This window comes from Caballeronia sp. BR00000012568055 (genome assembly GCF_029439455.1).
Taxonomy (GTDB): domain Bacteria; phylum Pseudomonadota; class Gammaproteobacteria; order Burkholderiales; family Burkholderiaceae; genus Caballeronia.
Map to the genome: position 1 here is coordinate 197,264 of NZ_JAQFVG010000248.1, position 17,316 is coordinate 214,579.

General features: G+C 59.0%; 15 protein-coding genes. 6 read left to right on the forward strand and 9 right to left on the reverse strand.

Going from position 1 to position 17,316, the window contains the following annotated elements:
* The 5 genes from P7F28_RS14055 to P7F28_RS14075 form a co-directional block, all read left to right on the forward strand.
* On the forward strand, positions 1-1,762 hold a 1,762-nt coding region (locus P7F28_RS14055), incomplete at its 5' end, for a molybdopterin-dependent oxidoreductase (protein WP_277185120.1).
* A gap of 464 nt (positions 1,763-2,226) precedes the next feature.
* Positions 2,227-2,574 (forward strand): hypothetical protein, encoded by a 348-nt coding sequence (locus P7F28_RS14060; RefSeq protein ID WP_277185121.1) that lies wholly within the window; start codon positions 2,227-2,229, stop codon positions 2,572-2,574.
* A 58-nt stretch (positions 2,575-2,632) separates the two neighbouring features.
* Positions 2,633-2,983 (forward strand): hypothetical protein, encoded by a 351-nt coding sequence (locus P7F28_RS14065; RefSeq protein ID WP_277185122.1) that lies wholly within the window; start codon positions 2,633-2,635, stop codon positions 2,981-2,983.
* A 138-nt stretch (positions 2,984-3,121) separates the two neighbouring features.
* Positions 3,122-4,135 carry a hypothetical protein gene (locus P7F28_RS14070; RefSeq protein WP_277185123.1) on the forward strand — a complete coding sequence of 338 codons (1,014 nt, stop codon included), beginning with the start codon at positions 3,122-3,124 and terminating at the stop codon, positions 4,133-4,135.
* 138 nt (positions 4,136-4,273) lie between these two features.
* Positions 4,274-4,810 (forward strand): hypothetical protein, encoded by a 537-nt coding sequence (locus P7F28_RS14075; protein ID WP_277185124.1) that lies wholly within the window; start codon positions 4,274-4,276, stop codon positions 4,808-4,810.
* Between the two features lie 3 nt (positions 4,811-4,813).
* Here P7F28_RS14075 and P7F28_RS14080 read toward each other — a convergent pair whose 3' ends face one another.
* The 7 genes from P7F28_RS14080 to P7F28_RS14110 form a co-directional block, all read right to left on the reverse strand.
* Entirely contained in the window at positions 4,814-6,310 is a 1,497-nt protein-coding gene (locus P7F28_RS14080) for a heavy metal sensor histidine kinase (protein ID WP_277185125.1), read from the reverse strand.
* Positions 6,307-7,020 carry a heavy metal response regulator transcription factor gene (locus P7F28_RS14085; protein WP_277185126.1) on the reverse strand — a complete coding sequence of 238 codons (714 nt, stop codon included), beginning with the start codon at positions 7,018-7,020 and terminating at the stop codon, positions 6,307-6,309. Before P7F28_RS14085 ends, P7F28_RS14080 begins: the two co-directional genes overlap by 4 nt.
* 88 nt (positions 7,021-7,108) lie before the next feature.
* Entirely contained in the window at positions 7,109-8,539 is a 1,431-nt protein-coding gene (locus tag P7F28_RS14090) for an efflux transporter outer membrane subunit (RefSeq protein WP_277185127.1), read from the reverse strand.
* Entirely contained in the window at positions 8,536-9,780 is a 1,245-nt protein-coding gene (locus P7F28_RS14095; protein WP_277185128.1) for an efflux RND transporter periplasmic adaptor subunit, read from the reverse strand. The genes P7F28_RS14090 and P7F28_RS14095 overlap by 4 nt, the downstream gene beginning before the upstream one ends.
* Before the next feature lie 33 nt (positions 9,781-9,813).
* Positions 9,814-12,981 (reverse strand): efflux RND transporter permease subunit, encoded by a 3,168-nt coding sequence (locus P7F28_RS14100; protein ID WP_277185129.1) that lies wholly within the window; start codon positions 12,979-12,981, stop codon positions 9,814-9,816.
* A gap of 256 nt (positions 12,982-13,237) precedes the next feature.
* Complete coding sequence (locus tag P7F28_RS14105; RefSeq protein ID WP_277185130.1) at positions 13,238-13,504, reverse strand: DUF4148 domain-containing protein; 267 nt, start codon at positions 13,502-13,504, stop codon at positions 13,238-13,240.
* Between the two features lie 174 nt (positions 13,505-13,678).
* A complete protein-coding gene (locus tag P7F28_RS14110) occupies positions 13,679-13,966 on the reverse strand; it encodes a DUF4148 domain-containing protein (protein WP_277185131.1) in 288 nt (95 codons plus the stop codon).
* A 270-nt stretch (positions 13,967-14,236) separates the two neighbouring features.
* Here P7F28_RS14110 and P7F28_RS14115 point away from each other — a divergent pair, with 270 nt between their 5' ends.
* A complete protein-coding gene (locus P7F28_RS14115; RefSeq protein ID WP_277185132.1) occupies positions 14,237-15,568 on the forward strand; it encodes an Nramp family divalent metal transporter in 1,332 nt (443 codons plus the stop codon).
* A 49-nt stretch (positions 15,569-15,617) separates the two neighbouring features.
* Here P7F28_RS14115 and motB read toward each other — a convergent pair whose 3' ends face one another.
* Both motB and P7F28_RS14125 read right to left on the reverse strand, forming a co-directional pair.
* Positions 15,618-16,628, reverse strand: a complete 1,011-nt coding sequence (motB, locus tag P7F28_RS14120; protein ID WP_277185133.1) for a flagellar motor protein MotB — start codon at positions 16,626-16,628, stop codon at positions 15,618-15,620.
* Between the two features lie 60 nt (positions 16,629-16,688).
* A partial coding sequence (locus P7F28_RS14125; protein ID WP_277185134.1) for a MotA/TolQ/ExbB proton channel family protein occupies positions 16,689-17,316 on the reverse strand: 628 nt, incomplete at its 5' end.

The following is a 17,316-nucleotide window of genomic DNA, read 5'->3' on the forward strand; positions in this document are numbered from 1 at the left end:
GGGGCGAATCGGCAAGCCGGGAATGGGGCCTTTTTCGTTCACGGGCCAACCGAATGCAATGGGTGGGCGCGAGGTCGGCGGACTGTCGAACACGCTTGCGGCGCATCTGGAATTCGGCAATCCGCTGCATGCTGAGATCGTGCAGACGTTCTGGTCTTCGCCTGCGATTGCGCAACGCGCGGGCCTTAAAGCCGTCGAATTATTCGATGCAATCGAAGCGGGCCGCGTGAAGGCTGTCTGGATCATGGGCACGAATCCGGTTGTGAGTTTGCCCGATGGTGATCGCGTAAAACAGGCGCTGTCAAAGTGCGAACTCGTGGTGACATCGGACATCATCGAAAAGACGGATACGAATGCGTTTGCGCATGTAATGTTGCCCGCGCTCGGCTGGGGTGAGAAGGATGGCACGGTGACCAACTCGGAGCGGCGCATTTCGCGTCAACGTGCATTTATTCCTGCGCCGGGCAACGCGCGCGCAGACTGGCGAATCATCTGTGACGTGGCGAAACGCATGGGTTTCGAAGGCTTCGACTTTGCAGCCCCACACGAAATTTTCGATGAACACGCGCGGCTGAGTGCGTACCGCAATAATGATTCGGAGAACGGCGTTTATCGTGCGTTCAATATCGGTGGGTTGGTTGGCCTCGATCGAACGCGTTACGACGCCTTAAAGCCTATGCAATGGCCTTTCTCTGCACAGCATGAAGCGGGCGTAGCAAGGCTATTCGAAACGCGCCGCTTCAGTCATGCCGATGGCCGCGCGCGTTTCATCGCCACCGCGCCGCGCGATCCGGTGAATGCGCCCGACGATGAATACCCGCTGATCCTCAATACAGGCCGCGTACGCGATCAGTGGCACACCATGACGCGCACGGGCCGCTCCGCCAAACTCGCGGGCCATATCAGCGAATCGTTCATCGATATGCATCCGCAAGATGCGCTCGCGTGTGGCGTACGTGAAGGCGAACTGGCGCGCGTATCGAGCCGCTGGGGTTCGATGATCGCACGCGTGCAACACGGCGGCGGCATGCCGCGCGGCAGTGTATTCGTGCCGATCCACTGGAACGATCAGGTTGCGTCCGATGCGCGTATTGGCGCAGTCGTGAATCCTGTGGTCGATCCCGTGTCTGGCGAGCCGGAATTCAAGCATACGCCGGTTTCCATCGAAAAATTTCACGTCACGTGGCATGGCTTTTCCTTGTCGCGCGATGTGCCTGAACTCGATGCCGTCACGCATTGGACGCGCATTCATGGCTCGCGTTTTGTGCGCTACGAACTCGCAGGCCGCAATCGTTTCGATGCCGCGCACGACGATCATCACGACTGGGCGCGCGCGCTGTTTCATATCGACGATCCACACGCGGACTGGATCGAGTACGAGGACAAGAGTGCGGGCGTGTATCGCGCCGCGCATGTGATCGACGATCGCATCGAAAGTTGCGTGTTCATCTCCGAACGTGCGGATCTGCCCGCGCGCGCATGGCTTGCGAGTCTCTTCGAAAAAGACCGTCTCGACGATGAAGACCGCGCGAGCCTGTTGCTCGGTCAGGCAATCGGAAAGGGCGAGGACACGGGACCAACCGTATGCTCGTGCTTCGGCGTGGGCCGCAATACGATCTGCAACGCCATCCGCGAAAAAGGCCTGAAAACAGCGGCCGAAGTGACGGCGTGCGTGAAGGCGGGCGGCAATTGCGGATCATGCGTGCCGGAATTGAAGAAACTGATCGTTGAAACCGAAATGGCGCGTCTGAGCACCGTCTGACAAGGGTTTGCGGGCCGCGACGGTCCGTGAAAACCCTCGGAAATTGCGATCGCGCACCACAAATGAGCGCTGCACCACCAAACATTCACACGAATAAGCGCGAATGTTGGATCTCCCACGCATCCCTTACCGCATCTTCCGTACAGTCACCACAAAACACAGGCACTCAAGCAAAGACCAAACGCCTGATAACAGCTTCATAAAAACGGTGATACGGGGTAAGCGATGAACAATAAACGAGAGAGCATTCACGCGACCGGCCACAGCGCCGCCGTCCGCGCAACCGCGCACATCAACCCGACATTCGAACGCTTTCTGAAACGACACTGATTCTTCGGTGAATCTCTGTCCGCGCATTCGAACGCGCTACAGAAGAAGGATACCTAACTAACTCGCAGCAGCCTACTACATTCCGGCGTCGATGTAGGGGATAAGAACGTGCGCCACACACTCGGAGACTCAACATGCAACGCAAACTGATCGCAGCAGCCGTTCTCTCGCTGGCTTCCGTTACGGCATTCGCAACGGGCACCAGCTCCAGCAGCAGCTCGACTTCGGGCGGCACGACGTCGGCGGCCGTGTACGGCTACGGCGCCTTCACGGCCACCAACGCAGGCATCGCCAACGGCAACGCTTCGTCGATGGCAGGTTCGGGCTTCGGCACGACCGGCAATGCAACGAACGCCACGACCGGCCATATCGATACGTCGTCGGCAGCGGGCAAGGGCTTCGGCGGTTCGTCGGCTTCGGGTCTTTCCGGTGCGGATGCTTCGGCGAATGCATGGAGCAAGCTCGGCGGCGGCTGGCGTTAATCGATTTACCCGCAAATAAACGATACCAATTTCATACAGTCATTAAGGAAACCGAATCATGAAACGCGCTCTTATCGTTGCAGCAGTGCTCTCCTTCGCATCGGCCGCCGCATTCGCGACCACCACGACGCAATCGGCCTCCAGCTCGACCTCGGGCGGATCGACCTCGGCGTCGGTGTCGGGTTTCGGCCACTTCACGGCATCCGACTACGGCATGGCCAACGGCAACGCGCAATCGCTGGCAGGCGGCGCATACGGCGTGACGGGCAACATCACCAACGCCACGACCAGCCACGTCAACACGTCGAACGCCGGTGGCTTCGGTCACGGCACGTCGAGCGCCGGTGGCACCTCGGGTGCGGACGCAGCAGCGAACGCATGGAGCAAGCTGGGCGGCGGCTGGCGTTAATTGGTTAAATAAGCCGACGCATACACGAGAGGCGATGTCGAGAAAGACCTCGCCTCATCGAAGACTCATAAAAACATAAGTAATGCTACGGGATTGTCACGTGCGACGGGCGCTCCCGATTCTTTCCGGAGAACCATCATGAAGAAGACCACTTTGCAACTGGCTTGTGCGGTTCTGTTCTGCGCAGCCTCCCTCGCTCACGCTGAAACCTCATCTACGTCCAATTCGGGCGCGGTTTCGGGATCGACGTCCACCGGCATCGGCCAGGGCGGCGGTTCGAGCCTGAACAATATCGGCACGTCGGCGACGTCGAGCACGAATTCGAATTCCTCGTCGGTCGGCGGCATCGGCATGTCGAACGCAACGGGCGGCCGTTCGTCGGCAACGGGCGGTTCGTCCAACGTCAATATCTCGCTGACGATGCCTTCGCTGACGAACTCGAATTCGTCGGCGTCGTCGAACAGCGGTTCGTCGGGTTCGGGTGTGCCGGCTTCCACGTCGGGCGCCGCCGACTCCACCAACCGCGCCGCGACCACGCCCGGCTCGAGCGCCTATGACACGCGCGCCACGGTCGATTACAACCAAAGCTCGTACTCGGTGCGCACCACGCCGGCCATCGCCGCGCCCGCACTGACGACCACGCTCTCCGACACCTGCATGGGCTCGGCCAGCTTCGGTCTGTCGATCACCGGCTTCGGCGCGACGGGCGGCACCACCATGGTCGATCAGGCCTGCGTACGCCGTCTCGATGCACGTGAATTCCGCGCCATGGGCCTGACCGATGTCGCGCTCGCGCTGCTGTGCCAAAGCGAGGCCAACCGCCGCGCCGTGGAATCCACCGGCCATCTGTGCCCGGGCACCACGAAGCCGCTCGCCAAGACCGGAGAAGACGCAGTTATTTCGGATGACGAAAAGTATCGCGATCCGATCGTGCGTGCGCGCCTTGGTCTGTCGGTCACGTCGGCGAACGATCCGCAAGTCGATCTGAAAGCGCAAAACACGCAACAAGCGGCACCGCAAGCGAAGCAGGAAGCCGCGCCTGCGAAGACGGTCACAACGCCGGTCGCCGCGATCAAGCAAGAGGCCAGCGATGTCGAAGTCGCCGCCACGCCGATCGGCCACGACAAGATCGTTGTCTCGATGATTCAGTAAGCATGCAGGAATTCCAGGGCTCGCGATGCACTGGAACGTAGAGACGTTCTAACCCGGGCGTCTCGAACTTTCGAGAGTTGGCTCATGATTGTGATGGTCCCCGGAGGGCCAACTCTCTTTTTCCTGCCGAGGCTTGATATGAAGAATCGAATGAAGGCAGCGGCTTGTGTTGCAAGCGCGTTGACTGTGTTAATCACACAGCACGCGAGCGCTGAAACGGCGATGTGGGCGGCAAATCCCGTGGGCACGCAATCCGTGCCCAACGCGCCGTCCATCACGCTGTTGCCATCGAATGGATATGTGCCTTTGAGGACCGCGAGCGGCAAATGTCTGCTGGTTGCGCGGCGCGGCACGCAGATTGTTGCCGTCGAGTTGACGCCGATGACAGATGGCGCGAAGGTGATTGGATGGAAGCCGCAGACCGTGGATATGGATACGGTCACGTCGAAGTGGGGTTATCACGCGGACGCGTCGGGCAGCATCGTTACGCGTCAGATGGCGGATCAGAAGAGCAGCACGTGGACCAACACGCATGTGCAGGCGCTCGCGAGCGGCGAGTCCGAATCCAGCGTGAGCGTGACGGCGAACGGCAAGACGTATCGCAAATACAGTCATTTCAAGCCGGCGACGCCTGACGCGCCGCAGGCTGCATCGGACGAATATATTTGTCAGTGATGCTTAAGAGGCATTGCTCGGCGCGGGTCCGGCAATTGGCGCAGCGTTTGCGTTTGGCATAGCCGCTTCATTGATCGGACGATGCTCGTTGCCGAAACGTGCCACGGAAAATGCGAACGTGTTGACGCCGTTCTCGCTTCTCGCGAACACCGTACCGCGGTGCATTTCCGCCACCGCCTTGACGATGGCAAGTCCCAGCCCATGATTCTCGCGGCTGTTCGTGCGTGAGCTTTCCGCACGATAGAAACGGTCGAACAGATGCTCCATCACATTGGGCGCGATCTGCTTGCCGGGATTCGCCACCGCAATTCTTATGCGCCCATGTTCGCGCGCAATCGAAACGGAGATGGTCGCGCCCGGCGTGCAATGCTGAATGGCGTTCATCACCAGATTCGACAGCGCGCGGCCAAATAAAGACGTATTGACGAAGGCGCGCGCATCGCCGGTGGCGACCGCGCGCACTTGCGCTTCTTCGAGCGGAATCTCCAGAAATTCCAGCGTGCGATTCACTTCCGCCGCCAGCGATACTTCCACCAGTCCCGTTGCACGTTCGCCCTGATCGGCGCGCGCAAGGAACAACATGTCGTTGATGATCGCGCGTACGCGTTCGAATTCTTCGAGATTCGACTGCAACGTATGACGCAGTTCATCGATCGAACGATCACGCGTCAACGCCACTTCCGTCTGACCGATCAGAATAGTCACCGGCGTGCGCAGTTCATGTGCAACATCCGCATTGAACGATTCGAGCCTGCCATAAGCATGATCCAGCCGTTCCAGCGCGCCGTTGAATGCCTTGGCAAGGTCTTCCAGTTCCAGCGGCAAGGAGCGCGTATTCAGGCGTTGTGATCGATTATTGGGGCTGACGTTCTGCGCATCGCGCGTGAGGCGTACCAACGGCGCGAGGCCCAGACGCGCGACCGAATAACTCAGCAGCAGGACAGCGACCGTTGCCAGCGCCATCAGCGAGGCGAGCGCGAGACCGAAGGCGCGCATCGTATGAACGTTCGGAGAACAATCTATTGCAACGAACAATTGCAGCGGCGGGCGATCACCGTTGGGCGGAATGGTGAGCGTGGTCATCAGCATGTCGTACGCGCGATCTTGCGGTCTGAAGCGCACGTATCCGCCCATCACTTGCCGCGTGATATGTCCCGAAGGCGAGTCGCCGTAGTTGTAGCGATTGTCATTGCTTGTGACTGCGAACAATGTTGAGCCATCGCGCGGCGTGATGTCCGCGAGCTTTTCCTTGGCGATCTTCCATTTATCCGGCGTGGATACATGCGCCACGATCAGCCGGGCAATCTCCGCGCGGTTATCGAGCGAGTCGCGCAAATGCTGTTCGAGTTGCACGCGCAGCACAAGAAACAACCCCGAGCCGACGAGCGCAAACACGAGCAATGCCACCAACGCAAACATGAGCGCAAGACGCCGCGCAATCGAGCGTTGCGCGCGCGTAGCACCTTCGGGCAAGGACGATGCAGCCGGCGACACGTTCATGATTGCCTCGCGTCTTCCCTGATTTCCCGCAGATCGCGCGCTTCGCGTACTTCGAGCACATAGCCCATGCCGCGCACGGTATGCAGCAGCTTGGTGCGGAACGGGCCATCGAGTTTCGCGCGCAAACGCTTGATGGCGGTTTCGACCACGTTCGTATGACTTTCGAAATCCACTTCCCAGACGAGTTCGGTGATGGCGGTCTTCGACAGGATATCGCCGTGCCGTCGTGCCAGCACGCTCAGCAACTGAAACTCTTTCGCGGTGAGATCGAGTCGCACGCCGTCGCGCGTGGCGCGTCGTCCGATCAGATCGACATACAAATCGCCCACGGAAATCAGCGTGGATTCCTGCGCGCGTGTACGGCGCGCCAGCGCGTGTAATCGTTCGACGAGTTCGAGGAACGAAAACGGCTTGGTGAGATAGTCGTCCGCGCCTTCGCGCAAACCGCGCACGCGATCGTTGATGTGATCGCGCGCGGTCAGCATGATGACCGGCGTCGATTTCTGCAAACGCAGGGCTTTGAGTACCGCGAAACCATCGCGGCGCGGCAGCATCACATCGAGCACGATCACGTCGTAATCGTATTCGATGGCCAAGTGCGTGCCTTCTTCACCGTCCATCGCAACATCCACGACCCAGCCTTGCTCGGTCAGACCCGAACGCAGGTAATCGACCACCTTGAGTTCGTCTTCCACTATGAGGACTTTCATGCCTCCACCCTGTGCTTGTTCAGTGTGTGTTTAAGGACTATTTTTCTACTATACGGCGCGCATCGATATCTCGCTTACGAATCTTTGCTTAACGTGCCGATTCTTCGACAGCATCCGCATTCCAGCCACCGCCCAAAGCCTTGACGAGCGCCACCGATGTCGTGCGCTGCTGTCCGCGAATCTGCACGTCCTGACGCTCGCTGGTCAGCAATTGCTGCTGCGCGGTAATCACATCGAGATATGCGACCAAACCGCCTGAATAGCGATCGTTCGCGAGCGAAAGCAGATGCTGCGCATCTTCCACCGCCGCATGCGATTGCTTCGCCGCGCCGTCCAGCACCGACAATCCGACGATACCGTCCTGCACCTGCTGAAACGCCGTCAACACCGTCTGCCGATACGACGCTTCGGTTGCCACGTAACCCTGATTCGCAAAGTCCACCGCAGCCGCGCGACGGCCGCCATCGAACACGACCTGACTCGCCATCGTGCCGATGGTCCACAACAGGCTCGGCGCTGAAATCAGGCTGGAAAATGCGGTGCTTTCCCATCCGACCGTGCCGTTGAGCGTGAGGCTCGGAAAGAACGCGGCCTTCGCTACGCCGATCTGCGCATTGGCCGCGGCCATCGCGCGTTCGGCGGAAGCGACGTCAGGACGGCGTTGCAGCACATCGCTGGGCACGCCGAGGGGTATCGACGGAAGGGCGTTCTGATCCAGCGCGGGTGCAATGGCAAATTGCGGTGCGGGCGTGCCGACCAGCGCGGCAATCGCATGCTCGAATTGCGCGCGCTGATTCAGCAGCAACTGCGCTTGCACGCGCGTGGAATCGAGCAGCGATTGCTGTTGCAGGACATCGAGTCCGGAGACCGCGCCGAGGTCATGTTGCGCGGTGACGTAATCGAGCGCCTTCTTCTGCAGTACGACTGAACGATTCAGCACGTCGATTTCGGCATCGAGTTCGCGCATGGAAAAGTACGCGCTGGCGAGATCCGTGGTAAGCACGAGGCGCGCGTTGGCAAGATCGTCGCGCGATTCATCGGCTGCGGCGTGCGCGCTTTCTACTTCGCGGCGAATGCGGCCGAAGAGATCGACATCGTAATTGACGGTCGGTGCAAGCTTGAGATCGTTTTGTACGGTTTCCGAATTGGGCGTTGCATAGTTCGTGACCGGGCGATTCTTCGAGATGCGCAAGCGCTGCGCTCCAGCGCCCAGATCGACTTCGGGTAGCGCGAATGCGGACGTTTGAGCGAGCGTCGCGCGTGCCTGTGCATAGTGCGCGCTTGCTGCGGCCAGCGTTTGATTCTGTGCGAGTGCCTGCGTTTCGAGACTGTCGAGCGTGGCGTCGTTGAAGGCTTGCCACCAGTCGAGCGCAAGCGGCGCGTGCGATGGCTCGGCCACGCGCCAGTATGAATCGGTCTTCCACGTCGGCGGCGTTTCAGCGACGGGGCGCTTGTAGTCCGGTCCCACCGTGCACGCGGCGAGTATCGGCAAAAGCCCTAGAAACAAGGCCTTTTTCATGATGTTGCATGCGCGCCGGAAGCGGGCGCTTGTGGTTGCTTCTTCTGCGGCGCGATTTGCACATGATCGCCGTCGGCCACCGAATCGCTTGGGTTGATGATGACCTTGTCGCCTTCCTCGATACCACTTTCGATTTCAAGCGATTGCCCCAAATCCTGCGCAATCACGACCTTGTGCAGATGAACGTGGCCGTTTTGATCGACGACCGCGAGACGCGGACCTTCGGCGCGGAACAACAGCGCGTTGCCGGGCACCATCAAACGCGCGTGCGCGGTGGATGGCACGGCGACCTGCACATAAGCACCGGGACGCAAACGCGCGTCCGGATTCGGCAGCGTCACTTCAATCTGCAAGGAACGCGTCGGCACATCGATAGCGCCTGAAATATGCGTGATTTTGCCGTGGAATTGCTGTCCGGCGAGTTCGGCCTGCGTGACGACAACCTGCTGCCCGACCGATACGTTTTGCGCGTACGCCTGCGGCAATTGCACGAACACGCGCAGCGGATCGGATTGAGCCAATGCGAATAACGCGCGGCTCGTGCCGCTGCCTGCATCGATCAGATCGCCTACATCCACGTTGCGTTGCGTGACCACGCCCGCGAATGGCGCTACGATTCGCTTGAACGATTCGAGCTGACGCAGACGCTTGACGTTGGCATCGGCGGCGGCGAGATTGGCGACGTCCTGGTTATAGGTGCTTTGACGTTCATCGAGTTCCTGTTGCGAGACTGCATCGCGCTGACGGAGTTGTTGCCAGCGCTGGAACGAGCTTTTCGCGAGGCCCAGGCTCGATGCGCTTTGATCGCGCTGTGCAACTGCTTGCGCAAGCTCCTGATCGATCTCGGGTGTATCGAGGTCGGCAAGCAGTTGGCCTTGCTTTACCTGCGCGCCGATATCGACATACCAGTGCAGCAGATAGCCCGCCGCACGCGCATAGATCGGCGATTCGACGAAACCGCGCAAGGTGCCCGGCAGAGTGGTTTCGCCGCCGCCATCGGTTTGCGTCGGCGTGACGACATTCACGTATTGCTGCGCGTTTTGCTGCGTGCGGTCGTTGATCGAGCGGCTGTGGACCATATCGGTCACGACCGTGCGCGCCGCGCCGATGGCAAGCAGCGCCAGCACGATCACGACCGCAATCTTCGCGCGCTTCCATTCGACATGACGCGGCGGCAGCGCCGGTCCTTCGTTCGGGTCGCGTGCGGGTATGGCAAGCGAGGCGTGGTTCTTTTCAGTCATGTTAGTTCGGAGTTCAAATCGTCCAATGAGCATTCAATGAGCGGTGTTCTGACCTTTGCGTTCGGCACGGCGCGCCAGGCGCGAATGAATGCCCGCAAACACCAGCGGCACGAAAAATAGCGTGGAAACCGTGGCAAAAAGCAGTCCGCCGATCACGGCGCGCCCCAGCGGCGCGTTCTGTTCCGCGCCTTCGCCGAGACCCAGCGCCATCGGAATCATGCCGATGATCATCGCGAAGGCCGTCATCAATACGGGGCGGATACGGCTTGCGCCTGCTTCGAGCGCAGCGGTCAACGGCGGTGCGCCCGCGCTCAGGCGTTGTCTCGCGAACGAGACCATCAGAATGGAGTTTGCAGTGGCGACGCCCATCGTCATGATCGCGCCTGTCAATGCAGGCACGCTCAAATGCGTGCCCGTGAGAAACAGCATCCAGATGATGCCCGCAAGCGCCGCAGGCAACGCGCTGACGATAATGAGCGGGTCCACCCACGACTGAAAGTTCACGACGATTAGTAAGTACACCAGCACAATCGCCATTGCCACGCCGACACCCAAACCGAAGAACGACGTACGCATGGTTTCGACCTGACCACGCACGACGATCTGACTGCCGCGCGGAAGCGACTTGCGGGCACCATCGACGAGATGATTCACTTGCCGCGCGACGCTGCCGAGATCGCGCCCTTCGACGCTGACGAAGATATCGATCACCGGACGGATGTTGTAGTGCGTGACCACCGCGAACTGATTCTGCGGCGACAAACGCACGAGATTGCCAAGCAATTGAGTCGGTCCGCTGTTCGATGCGGAGACAGGCGTGCGCAGCAATTCATCGATCGAGGAGATTTGATACTGCGGCGTTTGCACCGCGAGGTTGTACTCCACGCCATTACGCGGATTGAACCAGAATCCCGGCGCGGTCTGCGAACTTCCGGACAACGAAACAAGCACGTTTTGCGCGACATTGTTCGCATTCAGGTTGAGTTGCTGCAAACGCGTGCGGTCCATTTGCAGATTGATGACCGGCTCGTCGAGCTTCTGCTGAATGTGTGTGTCCACATTGCCGGGGATCATGCGAATCTTCTTCATCAGGTTGCTGGCAACCTGAAAATTCGCTTGCTGATTTTGGCCCTGAATCTGCACATCGATTGCGGCAGGCAAACCGAAATTCAGAATCTGCGTGACGATATCCGCAGGCTGAAAAAAGAACTCGGTGCCGGGAAAAAGGCGCGGCAATAACGAGCGCAATTCGTCGATATACGTTTGCGTCGGCTTGTGATCTTCCTTCAGCGCGACCTGTATTTCACCATCCAACGTGCCAATGGTGCCCGCATTGCTATACGACAAATTGATGCCGCTATACGGCAAACCGAGATTATCGAGAATGGTTTCGAGCTGATCTTGCGGCACGACTTGCCGCACGACTTTTTCGACTTCATCGGCAAGACGCGCAGTTTCTTCGATACGCGTACCCGTGGGCGCACGCATATGCAGGCGGATATCACCGGCATCGACGCTCGGGAAGAAGTCTTCGCCGAGTATGAACACGAGACCCGCGGATATCGCGCAGAAGCCCAGAAAAATGCTCGCATACAAGCGACGCTTTACCAGCAGCGTGCTCAGAATCACGATATACGCGGCACGCATGCGCTCGAATCCATGATCGAAACGGCGATGCAGGCGCATGAAGAGATTCGGCTTCGATTTCGCATCGGGCGCGTGAGCGTGGCCCATCAGCAGCATGGCAAGCGTCGGCACCAGCGTGCGCGAAAGCACGTAGGACGCGAGCATGGCGAACACCACGGCTTCGGCAAGCGGCACGAACAGAAACTTGGCAACGCCGGTGAGAAAGAACATCGGCACGAATACGATACAGATACACAGCGTCGAGACCAGCGCAGGCACCGCGATTTCGCCCGCGCCTTCGAGAATGGCTTCGTGCAGGTCCGTGCCCATATGCAGATGCCGCTCGATATTCTCGATGGTCACCGTGGCGTCATCAACGAGAATGCCGACGGCGAGCGCTAAACCACCGAGCGTCATGATGTTGATGGTTTGACCCAACGCGTGCAACGCGATCAGCGACGAGAGAATCGACAGCGGAATCGATATGGCGATGATGCACGTGCTGCGCCAGTTGCCAAGGAACAAGAGGATCATCGCGGCCGTCAGCGCGGCAGCGATCAGCGCTTCACGCACCACGCCCTGAACGGCTGCTTTGACGAACACGGATTGATCGAACAGTGCCGTGATCTTGATGTCCTGCGATAACTGCGCACGCGCCTGAGGCAAGAGGTCCTTCAACGTATTGACGATGGAAAGCGTGGACGCGTCGCCATTCTTCAACACCGATATAAGCACGCCGCGCTGACCGTCCTGCCGCACGATGTTGGTCTGCGGCGAAAAGCCGTCGCGCACGTGCGCCACTTCACGCAGATACGTCGTTGCGCCGTTGAGCGTGCGCACGGGAATATCGTTCAGACCAGCAACGGTCGCGGGCGAACCGTTCATGTTGATCGTGTATTCCTTCGGGCCGATCTTCGCGGTGCCGGTCGGCAGAATCAGGTTTTGCGCGTTGACGGCCTGCACGACATCGGTGGGCGTGAGGCCTTTGGCAAGCAACGCGCGTGTATCGAGATCGACGGAAATCAGGCGCGTTTTGCCGCCGTAGGGATAAGGCACCGCCGCGCCGGGAATGGTCACGAGTTGCGGGCGCAGAAAGTTCAACGCGGTGTCGTTCAGAGATTGTTCGGACTCCCGCTGACTTGAAAGTCCAAGTTGAATCACCGGAATACTCGATGCCGAATAGCTGATCACGAGCGGCGGCGTAGCGCCCGGCGGCATCTGCTTCAACTGCGCCTGTTCGACAGCCACCGTTTGCGCAATCGCGCTCTGAATATTCGCGGTCGGCTGCAAAAACAGCTTGATGATCGCGATGCCCGGCAGCGATTGCGACTCGATATGCTCGATGTTATTGACCGTGGTCGTGAGACTGCGCTCGTTGACCGAAGTAATGCGGTTGGCCATGTCTTCGGAAGACAGACCGGTGTAGTTCCAAATAATGCTGACCACGGGGATGTTGATCTCGGGCAACACGTCCACCGGCGTCGTGAGCAGCACGAACGGTGTCGCCAGCAAAATCATGATGGCCATCACGATAAACGTGTAGGGCCGCTTGAGCGCAACGTTGACGATCCACATTGAAAGTCGTTCGAAGAATGCGGGAATAGGGCACGGCGGCGCTGAAGCGTCCGGCGCACGAGACGTTTTTCACAGCCGAGGCCGGAGGGCGGCTATGGAGTAATGGTAGTGGCGAAGCACCAACGAGAAAATGACGCGAATATGGCGCGTCTGTCAGATTACGTCGCGTGCAAGCGAACGTTCATGCGGAGGAAGATTGACGTAAGCGATCAGCAAGGCAAGCGCGTCGCGCGGACGCGCTTGCATCGAATCAGCCTTATTTCAGGTAGCTTTCTGCGTTGGGTGCGAGATTGGGGCCCTTCGCGTAACGCCACGGCGTGCTGTTGCTGGTGATGATGCCTTCGCGCGCATCGAGAAAACTGCCGGGATATTGCGCATCATGTTCGGACGGGCGATAACCGTCGCGCTCCCAGCGGACCAGATCTTCCTTGACTTGCTGACGGGTCATGCCGGCGCTTTGCGCGAACGCATAAAGCGGCGTGACGGAGAGTGCAACGATGGCGATGCGCGTAACAAGCTTCATGGCGAACTCCACATGCGGATGATGGGAACGCGGCCGGTGACGCGATGACTTCTCAGACGGACAGCCGCCGGTCATTGTAAGCATGACTCAACGTCTGACGATTAGCTTGCCTGTACGCGTATATGAAGCGGACACGCTAAGACGGGGACGCCGCGACGTCCCCATAAAACGCGCTTATTGCGGAGTTTGACCAACTGGCACCGTGGACATCGTCGGTGCGCCGGAAGACGAGGTGCCGTCCGGCGATGCGCCATACGAGTTTTGCGCGCCGATCTTGGCTTCGGCTGCCTGGATATCGTTCGGATAGAAGGTGTCGCGTTCGGACGGGTTGTAGCCCGCCTGTTCGACACGTTGCAGGTCGGCCTTGACCTGAGCACGCGTGAGGCCCTGATCGCTCTGTGCGAAGGCGGCGAGCGGTGCGGCGCAAACTGCAATGATGGCGATGCGTGCGGCGAGTTTCATAACGAACTCCTCATTCGAAGTGACGGGTGAAAGCTGTGGTGAGATGCGTCGAGGGCAGGTTCGCGCGACCACCACAACCATGCTGACGATTCTATTTGTCGGACCGTGGCCTCATGCTGGCATCGACATGGCGTGTCCGTCAGTTTTCATGCGGTGCTTCATGTAAATGGCAGTGATAGACTCGCCAGCGTTTCACCTTCTGTAAGAAGCCGGCAGAGCAAAAGCTGGAATCGAATAACGATCGCCCTACATCGCACTCGGAATCGTAAATTGCCGTTCAAATTACCGACCACCGCCACCGCGCCGTTTTGTCCGTCGGAAGTCAAAGGCTCCGTTGCCGTTGCACCCGGCGCGCCGCTATGGAAGAAGCTGCTTCAGTTCGCGGGACCGGGACTGCTGATCTCGATCGGCTATATGGATCCCGGCAATTGGGCGACGGATATCGAAGCCGGTTCGCGTTATGGCTATAACTTGCTGTTCGTTGTTGTGCTGTCGAGTCTTGCGGCTATGGCGTTGCAATGTCTGTCGATGCGACTTGGCATCGTCACCGGACGCGATCTTGCGCAACTCTCGCGCGAGCGTTATTCGACGCCTGTCGCGAATGCGCAATGGGCGCTCGCAGAACTGTCGATCATCGCGTGCGATCTGGCCGAAGTGCTCGGTGGCGCGCTCGCGTTTCACTTGCTGTTCGGAGTATCGCTGATATGGGGCGTGATTCTGACCGCGTTCGATACGCTGATCGTGCTCGGTCTCAAGGGCATGAATTTCCGCGATCTCGAAGCGATCATGCTCGGGCTGATCGCGACGATCGGCATCGGTTATGTGGTTGAGCTTGTGCTGGTGAAACCGCATTGGCCTTCGGTGGCGGCGGGGCTGGTGCCGTCGATTCATGCGCTGTCGGATCGCGAGCCGCTATATCTTGCCATCGGTATTCTCGGCGCAACGGTGATGCCGCATAACCTGTATCTGCATTCGTCGATCGTGCAGACGCGCGTGGTCAATCGCGATGCAAAGAGTCTCGGCTCCGCCATCCGTCTTTCACGGCTCGATACCATCGCATCGCTGATTCTCGCGCTGCTGATCAACGCGGCGATTTTGATTCTCGCGGCATCCGCCTTTCATGCAACGGGACATACTCAGGTTACCGAAATAGAAGACGCATACAAGCTGCTTGCGCCGATCGTCGGCAGCGGACTTGCCGCAATTCTTTTCGCGGTCACCTTGTTTGCATCGGGACAAAGCTCGACATTCACTGGCACCATCGCGGGGCAGGTGATTATGGAAGGCTTTTTGCAGCTCAAGATTCCGTGTTATCAGCGGCGTTTTATCACGCGTGCGCTGGCGCTTGTGCCCGCTTTGATCGGCGTTTATGCAATGGGCAACGGCGCGGTCGGCAAACTTCTGGTCGCAAGTCAGGTCGTGCTGAGTCTGCAATTGCCTTTCGCGCTTTATCCGCTGATTCGCATGACAAGCGATCGTTCCTTGATGGGCGAATTCGCCAATGCGGCCTATATCAAGCTGTTCGCGTGGCTGCTGTTCGTGTTGATCAGCGCGGCGAATATCTGGCTGGTCGTGCAGACCGTGGCGGACTGGCTGGCATAAAAAAAGCCATGCAAACTAAATTGCATGGCTTCTAATTAAAGCTAGGCGCTTATTTGACTACTGCAACGGGCGCATCCGTTTTGACTGCAACAGGCGCGGGCGCGGCCGCTTCCTTGTTTGCTGCATTAGGTACTGCGTTAGGCAAGACATCATCCATCGTCGTGCGGCCGCCGTCTTTAAAGAACGCCTGTTCTGCGGCCTTGTTCAGCACCAAAATACTGATCCGGCGATTGGTCGGTTCATCGACCACATCTTTGTTAAGCGGCAAAACATCCGCAAGACCGCGCACCTGAAGGATCTTGCCTTCGTTCATGCCGCCCGCGACCAGCGCGCGTCGCGCTGCGTTCGCGCGTTCGCTCGACAATTCCCAGTTCGAATAACCCGTCTGACCGCCGGAGTAGGGCACGGCATCCGTGTGACCCGCAATCGATACGCGGTTATTCACGTCGTTGAGCGTCGAGCCGATGTTGGTAAGAATCGTCGTCGCGTAACCTTCCATCTTGAAGCTGCCCGATGCAAACATCGGCCGCTTGAGCGAATCGACAATTTCGATGCGCAAGCCTTCGCTAGTGATCGCAATACGAATCTGATCCTTGAAGGCTTTAAGCGCGGGCGTCGCTTCGATCAATGCCGAGAGCTTTTGCTTGAGCATTTGTAAGCGCTGCAAATCTTCCTGCTGCATGCTTACGCGCTGCGGCTGTTGCGTGGGCGGCGTAGGTTGCGATTGCGTCTTGCGCGCTTCGCCCGGACGCGAACTCGCGATACTTTCGCCGCCGCCATTCACCACGCTCGTGTGATGCGCCGCGCCGCCCTGATCGCCGAACAGCGCGGACAAAGGCGTGTTGAAGTATTGCTCGATCCCTTCCTTATCGTATTTCGATGTGGAGCCAAGCAGCCACATCAACAGGAAGAAGGCCATCATCGCGGTGACGAAGTCGGCGTAAGCGATTTTCCATGCGCCGCCGTGGTGGCCATGACCGTGGCCTTTTTTCTTGCGCTTGACGATGATGGTCGGCGCAAGCACGGATTGCATCGGTTCGCGTGACGGTTTCTCAGCCATTTTCTTGAGCGGTAAGCGAGGTTTGCTAAAAGCCTTAAGCGAAAGCCTTAAGGAAAATCCTTAAGCGGACTTAGGCATTTTCGTGGCGCGCACGGCTTCATCCAACTCCTTGAAGCTCGGGCGATCGGCGGTAAAGAGCACCTTGCGGCCGAATTCCACCGCGACGGTCGGCGCATAGCCGTTCATCGAAGCAAGCAATACGGATTTGACGCACTGAAACGGCTTGGCTTCGGCTGCGCCCTTTGCATTGAGCAAGTCGGCAAGCGGTCCGATAAAGCCATACGCCAGCAAAATGCCGAGGAACGTACCAACCAGCGCACCGGCGATCATCTCGCCGAGAATCGCGGGAGCGGCGCCGACGGAACCCATCGTGTGCACCACGCCCATCACCGCCGCGACAATACCGAATGCGGGCAAGCCATCGGCCATTTTTTGAATCGCGTTAGCGGCAATTGCGCTTTCGGTGTGATGCGTGTCCAGCTCTTCGTCCATCAAGTCCTGCATTTCCATCGCGTTGACATTGCCCGCGGACATCATGCGCAGGTAATCGACGATAAATTCGAGCAGGTGATGATCGGCCATCACGTGTTCGTACTTCTGGAACACAGGGCTGTTTTCCGGGGCATCGACGTCGGCTTCGAGCGCCATCATCCCTTCCTTGCGGGCCTTTTGCAGCAGCTCATAGAGC